We start from the raw sequence: 19,052 nt of genomic DNA, 5'->3' as shown, positions 1-19,052 counted from the left end.
TACAGGGAGAGTAAGTTCTTTTTACTTATTGCGGATGTGATGAAATTGGTAGACATGCCAGACTTAGGATCTGGTGCCGCGAGGCATGGGGGTTCGAGTCCCTTCATCCGCACATATAATATTATGTGGCAATGCGTCAATATGGCAACGTGATAATGCTATGCTCTCCCTCACTTTCATTGTCACTCCTGTCTTATTCAGACACAGTTTCACCTGATTTTATTCAAAAATAGTTTCCTGCCATTCCTACTTGCCGTTGTGACTTCATGGCAGAAAAATAAACAAGGAATCATTATTGCTTCTTAAAGAACACTTTATACAATTCAATTATGGCAACCGTTACGAGAGAAAACATTGGTTTATTGAACGATAAGATCACTGTGAAAGTGAGCCAGGAAGACTACCTTCCTAATTTTGACAAAGCAGTAAAGCAATTCAGCAAAAATGCGAACATACCAGGCTTCCGTAAAGGAATGGTACCTGCAGGTATGGTTAAGAAGATGCACGGTCAGGCTATCTTTGGCGACGAAATTCTGAAAACTGTTGAGAGAGAATTAATGGGTTATGTGCAGACAGAGAAACTGGAAATCTTCGGCCAGCCACTGTCCCTGGAAAAACAGGCAAAAGACCTGGATTTCAACAAACCTGCTGATTATGCCTTCGAATTTGAAGTGGGTCTGAAACCCAGCTTCAGCGTTACTCCCCTGGAAGATAACAAAACCACCCTTACTAAATATAAAGTAACCGTTACCGATGAAATGGTGAACGATGAAGTACAGCGTTTACAGCTGAAAGGTGGAAAAACAACAGAACCTGAAACAATTACTTCAGAAGATAACGTGATTAACGTTAAATTCGAAGAGTCTGACAAGAAAGGTAATGTAGTGGAAGGCGGTATCGTAAAAGAAAACTCCTTACTGGTAAAATACTTTTCACCGGCCATCCAGGCTGAGCTGCAGGGTAAAAAGAATGAAGACAGCATTGTATTCCAATTGGCTACTTCCTTTGATGAGCAGCGTTTGGGCTGGATCCTGAAAGATCTGGGCTTTGAAGCTGGCGACAAAGAAGCGGCAAAGAAATATTTCAAACTGACCATCACCAAAGTTGGTTTGATTGAGAAGAGAGAACTGAATGAAGATTTCTTCAAAGAAGTTTATCCGGGAGAAGAAATCACTACTGAAGAAGCTTTCCGCGCTAAACTGAAAGAAGAGATCGGCAAATACTGGGATTCTGAAAGCCGTAACCACCTTCACAACGACCTGTTTGAAGTACTGGTACACGAAACGCCGATTGAATTGCCAAAGGATTTCCTCAAACGCTGGCTGCAGGTAGGCGGTGAAAAGCCCAAAACTGCGGAAGAAGCGGAAAAAGAATTCCCTGGTTTTGACCATCAATTACGTTGGACACTCATCAGCGATAAACTGGTTAAAGAAAATAAACTGGAAGTTTCTTTCGAAGATCTGAAGGAAAATGCCAAACAAAAAGTATTAGGCTACTATGGCGGCGCCGCTGCTGATGGAGCAGAATGGTTAGACAGCTACCTGGATCGCCTGTTACAGGATGAGAAATTTGTAGACCAGACTTACCGTGAAATGATCACTGCCAAGTTATTTGACTGGGCTGAGGCTAAGGTGAACGTGAAAGAAGAGGAAATCAAAGCAGAAGATTTTGTTAATTTACCTCATAAACATCACCATCATGAACATTAATAATGAATTCAGAAAATATGCCATCCAGCATCGGGGAATCAGCAGCCTGGTAGTAGACAGTTACACCAAAAGCCACCAGATCAACAGTCTGACTCCTTATATCCTTGAAGAACGCCAGATGAATATGACCCAGATGGACGTTTTCTCCAGGTTGATGGCTGATCGTATTATTTTCCTGGGAGATCCCGTGAACGACTACGTGGCAAACGTAATTACCGCGCAGCTGTTGTTCCTCGAGTCTTCCGACCGTAACCGTGATATACAGATGTACATCAATAGCCCCGGAGGAAGCGTTTACGCCGGCCTGGGTATTTATGATACTATGCAGATCATTTCTCCCGATGTAGCTACTATCTGTACCGGTATGGCCGCCTCTTTCGGCGCTGTATTGCTGGTAGCAGGTACAAAAGGAAAACGTACCGCGCTGAAACATGCACGTGTAATGATTCACCAGCCTCATGGCGGTGCAGAAGGCCAGACTTCAGACATCGAAATCACTGCGCGTGAGTTCGTGAAACTGAAAAAGGAACTCAACGAAATCATTGCCGGCCACTGCGGACAACCGGTTAAAAAAGTGGAAAAAGATTCTGACCGTGACTACTGGATGACTGCGGATGAAGCAAAAGAATACGGCATCATTGATGACGTACTCCAGAAAAATCCAAAGAAAAATCTGGAAACGCCTCAGTAAAAGCTTAAAGCTCAAGGCATAAATAAGCTATTGTAGCGAAGATTACAGCGATACATATTAAAAAACGCTACTATCTTCACTACAATAGCTTTTATTTTGTGAGATGATAAGCTTTACCGTATTAAGACTTACGCTTTCGGCTATTTAGTGTAAATTTGTAACCCTGCAATATCAATGCAGGCAATGATAGTTTCGTAGAAAAATAATCTATTCCGAAATGAAAGAATCTAAAATCCGATGCTCCTTTTGCAGCCGCTCCAAAGAAGAAGTGCAGATACTGATTGCAGGCGCTGAAGGACACATCTGTGAAAACTGTGTAGCCAACGCGCAGGAGATAATTGACCAGGAGTTATTCACCCCCGGCAAGAAAGCAGCTGCAGCCGTAGCTCCCAACTTCGCACCCAAAGTGTCCAAACCAATTGACATGAAGAAATTCCTGGACGAATACGTAATCGGTCAGGATGATGCGAAAAAAATACTGGCAGTAGCTGTATACAACCACTATAAAAGACTCAACCAGCAAATTGGCGATGACGAGGTAGAGATTGAAAAATCCAACATCATCATGGTGGGTGAAACCGGTACGGGTAAAACCCTGCTGGCCAAATCCATTGCCAAACAATTAAACGTTCCCTTCGCTATTGTGGATGCTACCGTATTTACAGAAGCAGGCTATGTGGGTGAAGACGTGGAAAGTATCCTCAGCCGCCTGTTACAGGTTTGTAACTACGATGTGGAAGCTGCCGAACGCGGCATTGTTTATATCGACGAAATCGATAAAATCGCCCGTAAAAATGATAACCCTTCCATCACCCGTGATGTAAGCGGCGAAGGCGTTCAACAGGGTCTGCTGAAATTACTGGAAGGCACCGAAGTACTGGTACCTCCACAGGGTGGCCGTAAACACCCTGAACAGAAACTGATCAAGCTGAACACACAAAATATCCTCTTCATCTGCGGTGGCGCATTTGATGGCGTAGAAAGAATCATCAGCAGAAGAGTACAAACCCACTCTATCGGTTTTACCGTTAACAAGGAAAAAGAAGAAGAAAACAGGAAGCAGATCCTGCGTTATATCAACTCACAGGACCTGAAATCCTTTGGTCTGATTCCTGAGTTACTGGGCCGTTTACCGGTAGTTACCTATCTCAACTCGCTCGACAGAGATACCCTGAAACTGATTCTTACCGAGCCTAAAAACGCGCTGGTAAAGCAATACAAGAAACTTTTCAAGGTAGAAAATATCGATTTACAGATAGAAGAAGAAGCAATAGACTATATCGTAGACAAAGCAATGGAATACAAACTGGGTGCGCGTGGATTACGCTCCATCTGTGAGGTAGTGCTGAGTGACGCGATGTACGAACTGCCGTCTGCCAACGAAACACACTTTCATCTTACCAGGGAATATGCACAGGCAAAACTGGAGCAGTCTACCCTCATTAAACTGAAAGTGGCATAACTGTTCCGGTGATCCGTTAACAGCAACACTATCTCTAACCATAAAACGCTATTTATGCAGGAACTCATTCAGCAATTACAGGAAAAAGCCGGACTTACAGCCGAACAGGCCGCACAGTCCATCGATGTGATCAAAGAATATGTGAAGGGCAAATTACCTCCTTTTATTGCCGGTACCGTTGATAACTGGTTTGCAGGCATGTCAGACAAAGCCGAAGGAAAAAAGGCAGGTCTGATGGATCAGGCAGGTGATTTCCTGGATAACGTGAAAGATAAAGCGGAAGATTGGGCAGAAGAAGCAAAGGATAAAGTGTCCGACTTCTTCAACAAGGATAAAAAGTAGTTTTAAATACAGTGAAGAAGGGCTTTCCGGAGATATACTTTCCGGAAAGCCCTTCTTCTTTTTTAGAGGCTTCTGAGATAAAGATACAACGCGGTTAACTCTTCATCCGTGTACTGTGCAGTCATGTTCCACGGCATATCTTTTACCTGCAACTGCTTTCCTTCCGGTGTTTTGCCGGTACGCAGCGTAGTAATAAAATCGTGCTGGCTCCATTTTCCCACATGCCCGGTAGAGGTGATATTGGCTACCGGTACAGCGCCCGGCACCGGGTTATCCCCGCCGGTCAATGCAGGCTTGTGGCAACCGGTACAGGATGCCGCCAGGTATTGGCCATATTCTTTTGTAGCCGCCTTTGCCACCTGGTTGGGCTGTTCCTTGTGATGATCAATTTTCTCTGCGGGAAACAGGGGTATTTTGCCCATTACAGACAGGATTTTTCCCATTGGTCCCATCTCTATGGGAATAGAAGGCGCATCTATTTTTGGCTGTGCCCTGCAAAACGCAATTATAGCCGCAATATCGTGATCATCCATCCGGGTGAACTCCTCTGAAGGCATGAGCAATAACGGCTTATTTGCGGTATTTAAACCATGCCGTAATGCCTTTAGCCAGTCGGTGTTGTCATAGCTTTCCGGCAACCCTCCTGTTCCATACGTAATATTGTTGCCGGCAATGCGTCCAATGGCCGGATCATCCACCACCACTTTCCCGCGCAGGTCTGCACCATGGCATTCGCCGCAACCCTTTATTTCATAAAGGTGCCGGCCCTCTGCAATAGTGGCTGAATCGTTGGGGATGGGAATGTTTCTTACGGTAACTGTATATTTTTTGCTGGCATGCTGACGGAAGATAAAATTAAAAACGCCGTACACCGTCAATACGATCACTACCAGGCCCAGCACAATACGTGCGGCCCATTTTAGAACTTTGGAGAACATAACAATAAGGAATAATTTCAGCTGTAAAAGTAATAGGGATAAATATTACAGGTATCAGTAGAACTACTGAATTAAAGAAGAATCATAACGTGGATTACAGGCTTCACATTTTTACTAAGCATCTTTATACGGGATAAACCAGTTCAGACCCGGTATAGAAAAGCACCCGTATTACAGGGTGCTTTTCATTGCGTAAATGTGTTTCAAATCTTTCTTGATTTTGTGTGTTAAGGTTGATAAACGGTAAAGAGTGATGAATTAACCCAAATTTAACGTTCCTTTTGCAATATTCAATAACACTAAAGGGGTAATATTAAATTATTTTGAAAAAATGATGAGCGGCTTATAAATGCTCTTTTCATAAATTATAAAAATCCTGCTATCTCAATAGAATCAGTATCAATTGCAAAATCGTTATTCTATCTCAGTGCTTCCCGGGCAATTACGATCTTTTGAATCTCGGAAGTTCCTTCCCCGATGGTGCATAATTTTGCATCACGATAAAATTTTTCGACCGGAAAGTCCTTTGTATAGCCATACCCCCCAAAAATCTGTACGGCGTCGTTGGCTACCCTTACCGCTACTTCCGACGCATAATATTTAGCCATAGCGGCCTGCTGCGTCATTTTCACCTTACGGTTTTTCATGTCTGCCGCCTGCATGGTGAGTAATTCCGCAGCGGCTATTTCTGTGGCCATATCTGCCAGCTTAAAGGACACCCCCTGGAAGTTGGAGATGGGCTGATCAAACTGGTGCCGTTCCTTTGAGTACTTCAATGCGGCGTCCATAGCGCCTTTGGCGATACCGAGCGATAGTGCGGCAATAGAAATCCGGCCGCCGTCCAATACTTTCATGGATTGGATAAAGCCGTCACCTTCCGCGCCAAGCATATTTTCCGCAGGGATGCGGCAATTATCGAATATCATTTCTGCGGTTTCAGAGGCCCGCATACCCAGTTTATTTTCTTTCTTGCCGCCGCTGAAGCCGGGAGTGCCCTTTTCCACGAGGAAGGCGCTCATACCATGACTGTCGCGCACATCCCCCGTGCGGGCTATCACTACCGCCACATCGCAGCTTTTGCCGTGGGTAATCCAGCATTTGGTGCCGTTCAGTACCCAGTCGTTGCCATCCTTTTTAGCCACGCACTTCATATTCATGGCGTCAGAACCGGTGTTGGGTTCTGTTAATCCCCAGGCGCCAATCCATTCACCGGTGGCCAGTTTGGGCAGGTAACGCTGCTTTTGCGCCTCATTGGCGAACTGCATCGTATGACCGGTACACAATGAGTTATGGGCTGCCACGCTTAATCCGATTGCCCCGCAAATACGTGAAATTTCACTCACCACGGTTACATACTCCAGGTATCCCAACCCGCTCCCACCGTATTCCTGGGGCACAAGTACGCCCATCAATCCCAGCTCTCCGAGCTGTTTGAATATATGTACCGGAAACTCCTGCTGCTCGTCCCATTCCATCACGTGAGGCTGAATATGTGTTTTCCCGAAATCCCGGATCATTTGTGCAATCTGTTGTTGCATTTCCGTAGGCGCAAAGTTCATAAACGTGTGGCTTTAATATTTGATCTCAATGTAATGTTCAATTTTACGATAAATAATCTCATCCACCAACGGCAGGCTGCGGAGGTCGGATACCGACCTGAAACCCGCGTGGCTACTGCGATACTGCACAATGAGACGGGCCAGTTTATAGCGTATGTATGGGTGAGCTGCCAAAGATTTTTCATCTGTGAGGTTGAGGTCTAGTTTTTTTAGAGAACTGCTACCGATCTGTAAGAACGGTTGAATTTTTTGAAATGTGGAGTCAGGTAAGCCATAACATTCTGCCACCTGTTCCACTGCATAAAAACCTCCCAGCCGGTCGCGGAAGGCAATAATCCGTCGCGCGAAGCCTGCTCCGATGCCTGGGAGCGACTGCCAGGCGACGCTGTCTGCCGTGTTAATATCGATCGGTGCAGCCGGTGGTTTCTTACGATAACGCGTAAACGAAGCATCGTCGCGGGCGCTGTCCCGGTAATAGGAGCGTCCTTTGTTTTTACTTCCCTCATACAGCACATTACTATCTCCATGATAGTACGAGGCCCTCCCCCAACCACCGCTATAGTCTTTATTTCCAGGTCCGTTGCGCGGTCCATATCTCCCGGAAAACCTGTTCCCGCCTTTATCCGCAATGCGCACATAAGGTATTAGCTGTGCGCATAACGCGGGAGGCAAACCATAAATCTTCTCCAGATCAGCCGGCACCCGGAAATGCCCGCCCCGGGCCAGGTATTTACCAATGGTGGTGGCGGTGCGTTCGCTTACCCCCAACTGCTGCCAGCCGCTTGCGGGCAAAGTGTTGGGATCAAAATAAAACAAGACGGCGTTCCCCGGATCTGCGCCGGTATGTACATAGCGTCCCCTCGTCAAAGCCGATTCTTTTTCAGCGGCTGCCAGTCCGGCTTCAAAGGCGGTTACCGCCACTTTCAGGTCATCACTACCGGTAACGGGCCTACGTTGAAAATAAAAGAGCAGGTCGGGCAAATAGCTGGTTAGTATCATGAGTAACGCCAGCATTAATATACCATGCCGTTCTTTCCGGGAAAACCGCAGATATTCGCGGGCAAATGATTTCCACATGGGTCAACAACAATTTTTGCCCCAAGCTAAGTTGATCTGTACGGTGTTTTGTTAACAGAAATAGAATGCGCCTTAAATTTCGAGAGAGAGGCCGTCGTAGGCCAGGTGGGTACCAGGCGGCAGTTCCGCAGATACCGCCTCATGCAATCCGAGCTGGTGGCTGATATGTGTGAGGTATACTTCCGGTACATCCAGTTCCTTTCCCAGTGCAATGGCTTCTTCCAGGGTAAAATGAGAGATATGCTTTTCGCGGCGTAGTGCGTTCAGTACCAGGATCTTTGAACCACGGATCTTCTCTTTTTCCTCCGGCGCAATATAGTTGGCGTCGGTGATATAGGTAAAGTCGTGGATGCGGAAGCCCAGTACGGGCATCTGATGATGCATAACATGTACCGGCGTAATGGTTAGTCCGTTTACATCGAAAGGATCATCAGCAATAGTTTTCAGATTTATTTCCGGGATGCCGGGGTATTTGAAATCAGAAAAGGCGTAGGCAAACTCGCGTTTGATCACGCTTTGCGAAAACTCGGTGGCATATATATTAATAGCGCTTTTCTGGAAATAGTTAAAGGCGCGGATATCGTCCATGCCGGCAATATGATCTTTATGGGAGTGGGTGATGAGTACGGCTTCCAGGTGCCCAACCTTTTCGCGCAGCATCTGGTAACGGAAATCCGGCGTGGTATCCACAACGATATTGCCGGCGGGCGCCGAGATCATAATACTGCTGCGTAAGCGTTTATCTTTTTTATCGGCCGAGGAGCAAACTTCGCAACCACAAGCTATAACCGGAACTCCCTGCGACGTGCCTGTACCTAAGAATGTAACTTTCATCCCAACATCATTTGTCTGTTTTTGCCTATTCTGCCGCGTGTTCTTCCGGGGCCCCGCCTTCTTCTTCCCCCGCTTCCGGGATCGGTTTGCTGGCCTGTATCTGTTTATACAGTTTGTGCGACTCTGCCGTCAGCGCCTCTTCGTCCAGCGGCAGGGTCGTTAAAATATCGATCAGCGTATTGATACGCCCTTCGAGATTCAGGAATTTATTGATCACTACCACCTTCTTATGTTCCAGGATGCAGTAACCGGACAGGAAACTACCTTTTTCGAAGCGCAGCACATATTTGGCCTCATCGAAGATTTTTTCCAGCTTAGTCAGGTTATTAGGTGTGATTTTGATATTCATGTCGCAAAAATAGCAAAAAGCTGTTGTTACTTTGTTACCATCCTGGCAAAAGGTACAATCATTTCTTCCAGGGAAATACCGCCGTGCTGGAAGGTATTCCGGTAATAGTTTACAAAATAGTTATAGTTGTTGGGATAACACAGATACCCGTCTCCTTTTGCAAAGATGTAGGAAGAGTTAACGTTTGGCTTTGGCAGCCCGGCGTCACGGGGATCGCGGAAGGCCAGTACCTCTTTCGGATCATAGTTCAGATTGCGGCCGTGTTTATAGCGCAGATTGGTGGTGGTTTGTTTGTCGCCGATCACTTTCACCGGTGTTTTCACCCTTACACTGCCATGATCCGTGGCGATGATCAGGTTTATTTTTTTATCGCTGATGCGTTTCAATGCCTGATGCAGCGGGCTGTGTTCAAACCAGCTGGCGGTGATAGAGCGGTAAGAGGCTTCATCGCCGGCCAGTTCCTTCAGTACTTCCATTTCCGTGCGGGCATGACTGAGCATATCAACGAAGTTATATACAATCACGCTCAGCGGATAGTCCAGCATATTATGGATATTATTGAGCATGGTTTGGGCATCGGCATGATTGGTCACTTTGGTGTATGAAAACCGGGGATCCATCTTCATCTGCTTCAGCTGGGCAGCAAAAAAATGTTCTTCATACAGGTTTTTCCCACCTTCTTCATCATCATTCTTCCATTCCTGGGGAAACCGGTGTTCGATATCTATGGGCAACATGCCGGCGAAAATGGCATTGCGGCTATATTGTGTGCTGGTAGGCAATATGCTGTAAAACGATTCTTCCTCCACAAGCCGGAACGATTCCTGGAAAATAGGCTGGATCGCCTTCCACTGGTCGTACCGCAGGTTGTCGATAAGCAGGAATACGTTGGGTACGTTGGGGTCCAGGTTAGGCACAACCTTATCGCGGAACAGGGTATGCGACATAACCGGGGCTTCTTTTGTTTTTGGATGGAGCCAGTCGCTGTAATTACGGCTGATGAACTTGGAAAACTCGTTGTTAGCCTCGGTTTTCTGGGCATTGAATACTTCCAGCATTTCCGGGCTGTTGGTTTTGGTCATTTCCATTTCCCAATACACCAGTTTCTTGTAGATGTCCATCCACTCGTTAAAGTCGGGGTTGGAACTCAGGGCCATAAACAGGCTGCGGAACTCCTGCTGGTAGGCCGTGGTGGTTTTTTCGGCCACCAGTCTTTTGTTATCAATTATTTTTTTGAGAGATAATAATACCTGGTTTGGATTTACCGGTTTGATGAGATAGTCGGTGATCTGGGACCCGATAGCGTCGTCCATGACGTTTTCCGCTTCGTTTTTGGTGATCATGACCACGGGGATCTGCTGATCAATTTCCTTGATCTTACCGAGGGTTTCCAGGCCGGTGATGCCGGGCATGGATTCGTCCAGTAACACTACATCTACCACCTGTTCTTTCAAAAATTCGAGTGCGTCGTATCCGTTGGTAAGAGCCGAAACTTTGTAGCCTTTGCTCTCCAGGAAGATAATCTGCGATTTCAGGGACTCTATTTCATCATCTACCCATAGTATATTTATCTGACTCATAATATGATTTAAGGTGCCGGTAAAAAAAGGAAATTACCCCTAATTTTTTGCAAATATCATTCCCCGTCTATCATTTGCCGGTAATTATATGTTAAAAAGGGCTGAACACGGTAAAATGATAGCAGGAAAAAGTGAACAGGCTGATAAAGTTATTTACCTTCGCATCCATAAGATTAATTACCTGTAACCTACCAATTGTTTTGAACTGTCATAGGGGTATCGTGGATGCAGCGCGTCATTATAAGTAAAAAAATTACATATAATTAATTTCGGGTGTAGTTTTGCATACAGGCACCAGGGATTCAGACGCGGACGCCCCCGTCTGAAATCGTATAATTAAATGCAATGACCGAACGCAAGCGAAAAATTGTTAATGATCCGGTGTATGGCTTTATTACCATAGATCACCCGTTGATTCTTAACCTCATTTCACATCCATATTACCAGCGGCTTCGCCGCATACACCAGATGGCGCTGGCGCACCTGGTGTATCCTGGTGCTATGCATACGCGGTTTCATCATAGCATGGGCGCTTATCACCTTATCAGTATGGCCCTGCAGGAGCTTCGCAGCAAGGGGGCAGACATTACCCCGGAAGAGGAAGTGGCTGCAAAAATGGCCATTTTACTGCATGACATAGGGCATGGGCCTTATTCCCATGCATTAGAGAACGGCATTATTGAGGGGGTATCTCACGAAGAGATTTCCCAGTGGCTGATGGAAGCATTGAACAGGGAAATGAACGGCGCCCTGTCGCTTACGCTGGATATTTTTAACGGACGTTATCATAAGAAATTCCTGCATCAGCTGGTGTCGAGCCAGCTGGATGTGGACAGAATGGATTACCTGAACCGCGACAGCTTCTTCACGGGAGTGGCGGAAGGCACTATCGGATACGACCGCATCATCAAGATGCTGATTGTACATAAGGGGGAGCTGATGGTGGAAGAAAAGGGAATTTATTCTATTGAGAAGTTTATCATAGCCCGGCGGCTGATGTACTGGCAGGTATACCTGCATAAAACGGTGCTCAGCGCCGAAAACATGCTGGTAAAGATCCTGACCAGGGCGAAATCGCTGGCACAGGAGGGAAAGGAGCTGTTCTGCTCCCCTGCCCTGGCATATTTCCTGTATAATACCGTTACGAAGAACAATTTTGAATGCGGTCCCGAATGCCTGGAGTTATTTTGCCAACTGGATGACTATGATATAATGGGGGCTATTAAAGTTTGGACAACGCACGAGGACAAAGTTTTGTCGCTTTTGTGCAAATGGCTGATAGACAGGAACTTATTTAAAGTTGTGTTAAGCAATCAGGCGTTCGACGGAAGTGCAGCACTATTATTGAAGGAGCAGGTGAAGCAAAAATGGGGGATTGAAGGCGCTGACCTGGATTACTTTGTTTTTTCCGGTGCAGCCTCGCTGAGGGCGTATAACGTTAACGACGAGAAGATTAATATCCTATTCAAGGATGGAACTGTAAAAGACATTTCCTCCATCGACAATGCACTGATTAGCCATACACTGGCGATACCGGTAAAAAAATTCTACATTTGTCATCCAAAAATTCAGGCTAACAACGTTTTATAAGGAATAAAATGTTAAATAAATAAGTTCATACTATCCGGTGTAGCCTGGAAAACATTACAATTTTAAACTATGCAGTTTAGCGCATTACAATTAGCTACCATGTTAGATGGTAAGCTGGAGGGAAATCCGGACGTAAAGGTGAGCAACATCGCCAAGATTGAGGAAGCTGGCGAGGGCATGCTCAGTTTCATAGCCAATCCTAAATATGAAGAATTCATATATACCACCAATGCCTCCATTCTGATTGTGAATGAGAGCCTGGTGATTGAGCGTCCGATCAAATCGACCCTGATCCGGGTAAAGGATGCCTATAGCAGCTTTGCGTTGTTATTGGAGCAATACAGGTACCTGACCGGCAATAAGTCTGGTATTCAGCAACCTTCCTACATTCCTGCATCTGTAAAGATGGGGGAAAACGTGTTTGTGGGTGCTTTTGCGTACCTGGGTGAGAACGTGGTGCTGGGCAACAACGTAAAAATATATCCCGGCGTATACCTGGGTGATAATGTGATCGTTAATAACGATTCCATCCTGTACCCGGGCGTGAAAGTATACGATAACTGTATTGTAGGCAGCCGCGTAATGCTGCATGCCGGTTGTGTGATCGGTGGAGATGGCTTTGGCTTTGCCCCTCAGCCGGATGGCTCCTATAAAAAGGTACCCCAGATTGGCAACGTAGTAATCCATGACGACGTGGAAATTGGCGCCAATACTACTATCGACCGGGCTACTATGGGTAGTACGGTGATCCGTAAAGGTGTGAAACTAGATAACCTGATCCAGGTGGCACATAACGTAGACATCGGCATTAACACGGTGATTGCGGCGCAAACCGGCGTTTCCGGCAGTACCAAAATCGGCCAGAACTGCGTGATTGGCGGCCAGGTTGGGATGGTAGGTCATATCCACATCGCCGACAACACCAAAATCAATGCACAGAGCGGCTTATCCAAGTCTATTACAGTGCCCAATACCTCTCTCACAGGCTCTCCGGCGTACGATTATAAAAGTTCGCTGAAAAGTCAGGCAATTTTTAGAAATTTGCCGGACCTTGAAAAGCGCGTAAAAGAGCTGGAAGAGATGGTTAAACAACTGCTGCAAGAACGAGCGGGTGTATAAATGATTACTGGTTAAATAGTTACATATTAGTTAGCTTATTATGGAAAATCAACAGTTGCAATACCAGCATACCCTTAAAGGTGAGATCACCTTGTCGGGTATTGGTTTGCATACAGGCGCCTATGTTAATATGACCCTTAAACCGGCAACGCCGGGTCATGGGATTAAATTTCAACGTGTAGACCTGCCGGGACAACCCATCGTGAAAGCAGATGTGGATTACGTAGTAGAAACAACCCGCAGCACTACACTCGAGCACAACGGCGCCAGAGTGAGTACCGTAGAACACATTATGGCTGCTTTGGCAGGAACCGGTGTGGACAACGTGCTGGTGGAACTGGATGGTGGAGAAATTCCTATCATGGACGGAAGCGCCTACGCTTTTATTGAAGCAATAGAAAAAACCGGCCTGCAGAACCAGGATGCCAAAAAAGTATACTATACTATTGATACCAACATCAGTTATTATGATGAGAAGAAAAAGGTAGAAATGGTGGCGATGCCGGCACTGGATTACCGCATTACCTGTCTTATCGACTTCAACTCACCGGTATTGGGTACCCAGCACGCCAAAATGAAGGGTATCGAAGAGTTCAAAACAGAAATTGCGCCCTGCCGTACCTTCTGCTTCCTGCATGAACTGGAATACCAGCTGTCGCTTAACCTGATCAAAGGTGGCGATATCAACAACGCGATTGTGGTGGTAGACAAGCCGGTAACGGAAGATGAGCTGACCCGTTTAGCCAAGGTATTTAACCGGGAAACCATTTCTGTACAGAAAGAAGGTATCCTGAACAATATAGAATTACGTTTCCCGAACGAACCGGCACGTCACAAACTGCTGGATGTGGTAGGTGATCTGGCCCTGATCGGTTACCCGATCAATGCGCATATCATTGCCAACCGTCCCGGACACGCATCGAACGTGGAGTTTGCCCGCGCGATCAAAGCATATATCAAGAAGAACAAACATAATAAAGACGTACCTGTTTACGATCCCAATCAGCCACCTGTATTTGATACGCCGCGTATTGAAAGAACATTGCCGCATCGTTACCCGATGCTGCTGGTAGATAAGATCATTGAACTGGGAGAAGAGAAAGTAGTAGGTATCAAGAACGTTACCTTCAACGAACATTTCTTCCAGGGCCATTTCCCTTCAAACCCTGTAATGCCGGGCGTTCTGCAACTGGAAGCGCTGGCGCAGGTAGGCGGTATCCTTGCATTGAACCGTGTACCTGATCCTGAAAACTATGATACCTATTTCCTGAAGATAGATAATTGTAAATTCAAACAGAAAGTAGTTCCGGGCGACACCATGATCCTGAAAATGGAGTTGCTGAGTCCTATCAGAAGAGGGCTTGTGGAAATGCGGGGGACAGTATTCATCGGCAATAAAGTAGCTACTGAAGCCGACATGATAGCACAAATTATAAAAACAAGAGAAGGCAAATAATAGCAATGATCCACCCGCTTACATACATACATCCGGACGCCAAAGTTGCGCCTAATGTAAAAATTGATCCATTCACCGTTATACATAAAAACGTAGAAATCGGTGATGGTACCTGGATAGGTTCCAACGTAACTATTATGGAAGGAGCCCGCATCGGCAAAAACTGCCGTATTTTTCCGGGCGCTGTTATTTCTGCCATCCCCCAGGATTTGAAATTTGCGGGCGAAGAAACTACCGTTGAAATCGGCGACAACACTACTATCCGTGAATATGTGACGATCAACCGCGGTACCAAAGACAAATGGAAAACCAAAATCGGGAATAACTGCCTGATCATGGCATACAGCCACATTGCACACGATTGCGAAGTAGGCAACTACTGCGTATTTTCAAATAATACTACCCTCGCCGGTCATATTACCGTGGGCGACCACGTAGTACTGGCTGGAATGGTAGCCATTCAACAGTTCTGTAAAGTAGGCGATCACGCATTTGTAACCGGTGGTTCCATGGTGCGTAAAGATGTGCCTCCTTTCGTAAAAGCAGCACGCGAGCCACTTTCCTATGTGGGCGTAAATTCCGTAGGACTGAAGAGAAGAGGCTTTTCCCTGGAAAAGATCAACTCAATCCTGGACATTTACCGCGTCATCTTTGTAAAAGGTTATAAATTATCAAAAGCCGTGAACATCATCGAAGCAGAATTCCCTGCTACCGATGAGAGAGATGAAATCCTGTCGTTCATCCGTGAATCAGGACGTGGTATCATGAGAGGCTATACTTCCAGAACCAATGACGATATCTCTTAACCAGACAGGTAAGCGTTTTAACTACGACTGGATCTTCCGTCGGGTAACCCTCACCTTTAGTGAAGGACAACGTTATGCCATACTGGGTCCCAATGGTTCAGGGAAATCCACTTTATTACAGGTAATCAGCGGCGCCATTCAACACAATGAAGGCGCCGTTACCTATAGCACGCCGGAAAAACCCATCGCTCCCGATGCGTTTTTCCAGTATTGTGCCATCGCTGCTCCTTATCTTGAACTCATCGAAGAGTTTACCCTCACAGAAATCATCCAGTTCCATCAACAGTTCAAAAGCTTCCTGCCGGGGATTACACCCGCCATTGCCATGCAGCTGGTAGGACTGGAAAAAGCCGCCAACAAACAACTCCGCAACTTTTCTTCCGGGATGAAACAGCGTATCAAGCTGGCCCTCGCCATCCTCTCTGATGTTCCCGTTCTCCTGCTGGACGAACCCTGCACCAACCTCGATGCAGCCGGTATCGCCGTGTACCAGCAGCTCATCAATGACTATGGCGGCAACCGCCTTATTATTGTAAGCTCCAACGATGAACAGGAATACTTCATGTGCCGCGAGCATATCCATATCATGGATTATAAATAAGATAAAATCAACGGGAATATTATCTTCGTGAAAAGCTAAAAGCTATATGAAGACTGCCAGTAAGAAAGTGATTAATGGCTGGGCAATGTACGATTGGGCCAATTCCGTGTACAACCTCGTTATCACCACTACTTTTTTCCCTATCTATTTTTTAGCGGTTACAGGTGAACACGTTTCCTTTCTCGGGATGAACTTTGTAAACTCCGCATTGTACAATTATTCCATGGCAGCTGCTTACCTGCTGGTAGCCTTTGCCTCTCCCATCCTGTCGTCTATTGCGGATACCAGGGGTAATAAAAAGAATTTCCTGCGCTTCTTTACCATAGTGGGTTCGCTCTCCTGCTGCGCACTTTACTTCTTCGACGGGGATCATCTCCTGCTGGGCGTAGCCTGCTTTATCCTTTCTACTATCGGGTATTGCGGCGGACTGGTATTTTACAACTCCTACCTGCCTGAAATTGCAGCGCCGGAAGACCGGGACCGGATCAGTGCCCGGGGGTTCAGCATGGGTTATATAGGCAGCGTAATTTTACAACTGCTGGGCTTTGGCCTGGTGGTGCTGGGACCCAAAATGGGCATGGGTAAAAGCCAACCGGTGCAGCTTACCTTCCTGCTGGTAGGTATCTGGTGGTTTGGCTTTGCACAGATCACGTTTGCGCGCTTGCCAAAAAGCATCGCTACCGCTACCAAACATACCGGCAGCGCATTCACAGAAGGATTTACCGAATTGCGGAAAGTATACGCCCAGGTAAAACAACTGCCTGTACTGAAAAGATTCCTGCGTGGATTTTTCTTTTACAGCATGGGTGTACAAACCGTGATGATGGCGGCTACTATTTTTGGTGGTAAAGTATTAAAGCTCCCTGATGAAATGCTGATCGTTACCGTAGTGATTATCCAGATTGTGGCTATTGCCGGCGCGTGGAGCATGGCCCGGCTTTCTACCCGGTTTGGTAATTTACGTGTATTGATTGCCGTTGTAATATTCTGGATAGGCATCTGTATTGCCGGATACAAAATGCAGACAGCTATGCATTTTTATTTACTGGCCACTGCGGTGGGACTGGTAATGGGTGGTATCCAATCCCTCAGCCGTTCTACCTATGCCAAGCTGATGCCCGAAACAGAAGATACCACCTCCTTCTTCAGTTATTATGATGTTACCGAAAAACTGTCCATAGTAATTGGTATGTTTTCGTTTGCCTATATAGATGACCTTACCGAAGACATGCGGAATTCCGTGCTGGCGCTGGTGGTGTTTTTTGTGATCGGGCTTATATGGATCATTTCTGCCCTGCGCAAACAAAAGCAGCTGGCTGTAGAGAATTAGGTATCTTTCAAAGCAGAACTACCCGATAAAATTCAAGGATAATGAAATTATACACCATTGAAACAGGATTCTTTAAACTGGACGGCGGCGCTATGTTTGGCGTAGTGCCCAAAACCATCTGGAATAAACTGAATCCTGCAGATGAAAACAATTTATGCAGCTGGGCCATGCGTTGCCTGCTGATTGAAGACGGCAACCGCCTTATCCTGGTAGACAATGGCATTGGCGATAAACAGGATGCGAAATTCTTTAGTCATTATTACCTGCATGGAGATGCCACCCTGGATAAATCACTCGCGGCACATGGCTTCCACCGGAACGATATCACCGATATGTTCCTCACCCACCTGCACTTTGATCACTGTGGCGGCAGCATTATCCGCCAGGGCGACCAGCTGGCCCCGGCCTTCAAAAATGCTACCTACTGGAGCAATGAAGATCACTGGAAATGGGCTACACAACCCAACGACCGGGAGAAGGCATCTTTCCTGAAAGAAAATATCCTGCCTATCCAGGAAAGCGGTCAGCTGAAATTTATTAATCACCTGGAAGGCGTAAACTTTACGGATAATATTTCCATCCGGTTTGCCAACGGGCACACCGATGCCATGATGCTGCCACAGATCAGCTATAAGGGTAAAACCATTATTTACATGGCCGACCTGTTGCCATCCACCGGTCATATTCCCCTGCCTTATGTAATGGCATACGACATGTTTCCGCTGAAAACATTGCAGGAAAAGAAAAGCTTTTTACAGGAAGCAGTGGATAAAGAATATATTCTTTATTTCGAGCACGACCCGGTAAATGAATGTTGTGTACTGCAACAAACTGAAAAAGGCATCCGGGCGGGTGAAACTTTTTCACTCAGCAGTATTTAAATTACTGTCAGTCTGTCACTATTATTGCTGCTGCATTATATTTGATAGATACAGTGCATGGCTATACACATAACAACAGATAATAAATTGAAAAAACTGATCGTTGTGGGCGACCGCGTGCTGATAAAGCCAGCTACTCCCCACGAGCGCACCAGCAGTGGATTATACCTGCCTCCCGGGGTTCAGGAAAAGGAAAAGGTTCAACGTGGCTATGTTATTAAAACAGGTCCGGGGTATGCTATCCCTGTACCGGTTGACAGTGACGATGCCTGGAAGCCGGAGGAAGAGAAAGTAAAATATATTCCGTTACAGGTGAAAGAAGGCGACCTGGCTATTTTCCTGCTCAGTGGTTCCACTGAAGTAGTGTACGAAGAAGAAACATATTATATCGTACCACAGGCCGCTATCCTGATGCTGGAAAGAGAAGAAGATCTGTAGATCATCTTCTGTTATCTTATAAATAAAAAAATCTGCTAACGAATAGCAGATTTTTTTTTGTCTATCATGTATGAAAAAGCAATCTATTCCTTGTATTCCAGTATATCGCCCGGCTGGCATTCCAGTACCCTGCAGATCTCTTCCAGTGTGGAAAACCGGATGGCTTTTGCTTTGCCACTTTTTAGTATACTGAGATTTGCCATCGTAATACCCACCTGCACACTCAGCTCCGTCAGCGACATCTTCCTTTTTGCCAGCATCACGTCCAGATTGACGATTATCCCCATTGC

At 46.1% G+C, this 19,052-nt stretch carries 19 protein-coding genes and 1 tRNA gene; 13 read left to right on the top strand and 7 right to left on the bottom strand.

Annotated features, from left to right (window positions below):
* Positions 1 to 30: 30 nt before the first annotated feature.
* The 5 genes from B5Z18_RS31585 (at position 31) to B5Z18_RS31565 (ending at position 4,204) form a co-directional block, all read left to right on the top strand.
* Positions 31 to 112, top strand: a tRNA-Leu gene (locus B5Z18_RS31585).
* A gap of 217 nt (positions 113 to 329) precedes the next feature.
* Positions 330 to 1,709, top strand: coding sequence for a trigger factor (gene tig, locus B5Z18_RS31580; protein WP_079473578.1), 1,380 nt, complete (start codon positions 330 to 332; stop codon positions 1,707 to 1,709).
* The gene (gene clpP / locus B5Z18_RS31575; RefSeq protein ID WP_079473577.1) at positions 1,699 to 2,400 is read left to right on the top strand and encodes an ATP-dependent Clp endopeptidase proteolytic subunit ClpP; all 702 of its coding nucleotides are present in this window, start codon (positions 1,699 to 1,701) and stop codon (positions 2,398 to 2,400) included. Before tig ends, clpP begins: the two co-directional genes overlap by 11 nt.
* A 217-nt stretch (positions 2,401 to 2,617) precedes the next feature.
* A complete protein-coding gene (gene clpX / locus B5Z18_RS31570; protein WP_079473576.1) occupies positions 2,618 to 3,862 on the top strand; it encodes an ATP-dependent Clp protease ATP-binding subunit ClpX in 1,245 nt (414 codons plus the stop codon).
* Between the two features lie 54 nt (positions 3,863 to 3,916).
* Positions 3,917 to 4,204, top strand: coding sequence for a hypothetical protein (locus B5Z18_RS31565; protein ID WP_079473575.1), 288 nt, complete (start codon positions 3,917 to 3,919; stop codon positions 4,202 to 4,204).
* A 62-nt stretch (positions 4,205 to 4,266) separates the two neighbouring features.
* On the opposite strand, the gene B5Z18_RS31560 is transcribed toward B5Z18_RS31565, so the two are convergent.
* The 6 genes from B5Z18_RS31560 to porX form a co-directional block, all read right to left on the bottom strand.
* Positions 4,267 to 5,142: a c-type cytochrome gene (locus B5Z18_RS31560; RefSeq protein WP_079473574.1), complete on the bottom strand. Its 876-nt coding sequence runs from the start codon at positions 5,140 to 5,142 to the stop codon at positions 4,267 to 4,269.
* A 419-nt stretch (positions 5,143 to 5,561) separates the two neighbouring features.
* A complete protein-coding gene (locus tag B5Z18_RS31555) occupies positions 5,562 to 6,701 on the bottom strand; it encodes an acyl-CoA dehydrogenase family protein (protein WP_079473573.1) in 1,140 nt (379 codons plus the stop codon).
* 12 nt (positions 6,702 to 6,713) lie between these two features.
* Positions 6,714 to 7,778: a ComEA family DNA-binding protein gene (locus tag B5Z18_RS31550; protein ID WP_079473572.1), complete on the bottom strand. Its 1,065-nt coding sequence runs from the start codon at positions 7,776 to 7,778 to the stop codon at positions 6,714 to 6,716.
* A gap of 72 nt (positions 7,779 to 7,850) precedes the next feature.
* Positions 7,851 to 8,612 carry an MBL fold metallo-hydrolase gene (locus B5Z18_RS31545; RefSeq protein ID WP_079473571.1) on the bottom strand — a complete coding sequence of 254 codons (762 nt, stop codon included), beginning with the start codon at positions 8,610 to 8,612 and terminating at the stop codon, positions 7,851 to 7,853.
* Between the two features lie 25 nt (positions 8,613 to 8,637).
* Positions 8,638 to 8,961: a hypothetical protein gene (locus tag B5Z18_RS31540; protein WP_079473570.1), complete on the bottom strand. Its 324-nt coding sequence runs from the start codon at positions 8,959 to 8,961 to the stop codon at positions 8,638 to 8,640.
* Between the two features lie 26 nt (positions 8,962 to 8,987).
* Positions 8,988 to 10,541 carry a T9SS response regulator signal transducer PorX gene (gene porX / locus B5Z18_RS31535; RefSeq protein ID WP_079473569.1) on the bottom strand — a complete coding sequence of 518 codons (1,554 nt, stop codon included), beginning with the start codon at positions 10,539 to 10,541 and terminating at the stop codon, positions 8,988 to 8,990.
* Positions 10,542 to 10,886: 345 nt separating this feature from the next.
* Here porX and B5Z18_RS31530 point away from each other — a divergent pair, with 345 nt between their 5' ends.
* From B5Z18_RS31530 to B5Z18_RS31495, 8 genes are all read left to right on the top strand, one after another.
* On the top strand, positions 10,887 to 12,131 hold the full coding sequence (locus B5Z18_RS31530) for an HD domain-containing protein (protein WP_079473568.1): 1,245 nt from the start codon (positions 10,887 to 10,889) through the stop codon (positions 12,129 to 12,131).
* 69 nt (positions 12,132 to 12,200) lie between these two features.
* Entirely contained in the window at positions 12,201 to 13,250 is a 1,050-nt protein-coding gene (gene lpxD, locus B5Z18_RS31525; protein WP_079473567.1) for a UDP-3-O-(3-hydroxymyristoyl)glucosamine N-acyltransferase, read from the top strand.
* A gap of 40 nt (positions 13,251 to 13,290) precedes the next feature.
* On the top strand, positions 13,291 to 14,706 hold the full coding sequence (locus tag B5Z18_RS31520; RefSeq protein WP_079473566.1) for a bifunctional UDP-3-O-[3-hydroxymyristoyl] N-acetylglucosamine deacetylase/3-hydroxyacyl-ACP dehydratase: 1,416 nt from the start codon (positions 13,291 to 13,293) through the stop codon (positions 14,704 to 14,706).
* A gap of 5 nt (positions 14,707 to 14,711) precedes the next feature.
* The gene (lpxA, locus tag B5Z18_RS31515; RefSeq protein ID WP_079473565.1) at positions 14,712 to 15,512 is read left to right on the top strand and encodes an acyl-ACP--UDP-N-acetylglucosamine O-acyltransferase; all 801 of its coding nucleotides are present in this window, start codon (positions 14,712 to 14,714) and stop codon (positions 15,510 to 15,512) included.
* Complete coding sequence (locus B5Z18_RS31510; protein ID WP_079473564.1) at positions 15,496 to 16,113, top strand: ABC transporter ATP-binding protein; 618 nt, start codon at positions 15,496 to 15,498, stop codon at positions 16,111 to 16,113. The genes lpxA and B5Z18_RS31510 overlap by 17 nt, the downstream gene beginning before the upstream one ends.
* A 46-nt stretch (positions 16,114 to 16,159) precedes the next feature.
* On the top strand, positions 16,160 to 17,443 hold the full coding sequence (locus B5Z18_RS31505) for an MFS transporter (protein ID WP_079473563.1): 1,284 nt from the start codon (positions 16,160 to 16,162) through the stop codon (positions 17,441 to 17,443).
* Positions 17,444 to 17,484: 41 nt separating this feature from the next.
* Positions 17,485 to 18,324, top strand: a complete 840-nt coding sequence (locus B5Z18_RS31500; RefSeq protein ID WP_079473562.1) for an MBL fold metallo-hydrolase — start codon at positions 17,485 to 17,487, stop codon at positions 18,322 to 18,324.
* A 57-nt stretch (positions 18,325 to 18,381) separates the two neighbouring features.
* Positions 18,382 to 18,762: a co-chaperone GroES gene (locus B5Z18_RS31495; protein WP_235016102.1), complete on the top strand. Its 381-nt coding sequence runs from the start codon at positions 18,382 to 18,384 to the stop codon at positions 18,760 to 18,762.
* Positions 18,763 to 18,845: 83 nt separating this feature from the next.
* Here B5Z18_RS31495 and B5Z18_RS31490 read toward each other — a convergent pair whose 3' ends face one another.
* Positions 18,846 to 19,049, bottom strand: coding sequence for a helix-turn-helix domain-containing protein (locus tag B5Z18_RS31490; protein ID WP_079473561.1), 204 nt, complete (start codon positions 19,047 to 19,049; stop codon positions 18,846 to 18,848).
* Between the last annotated feature and the right edge of the window lie 3 nt (positions 19,050 to 19,052).

The organism is Chitinophaga ginsengisegetis (assembly GCF_900168065.1).
Lineage (GTDB): Bacteria > Bacteroidota > Bacteroidia > Chitinophagales > Chitinophagaceae > Chitinophaga > Chitinophaga ginsengisegetis.
This window is presented reverse-complemented; position numbering and strand designations above follow the sequence as displayed.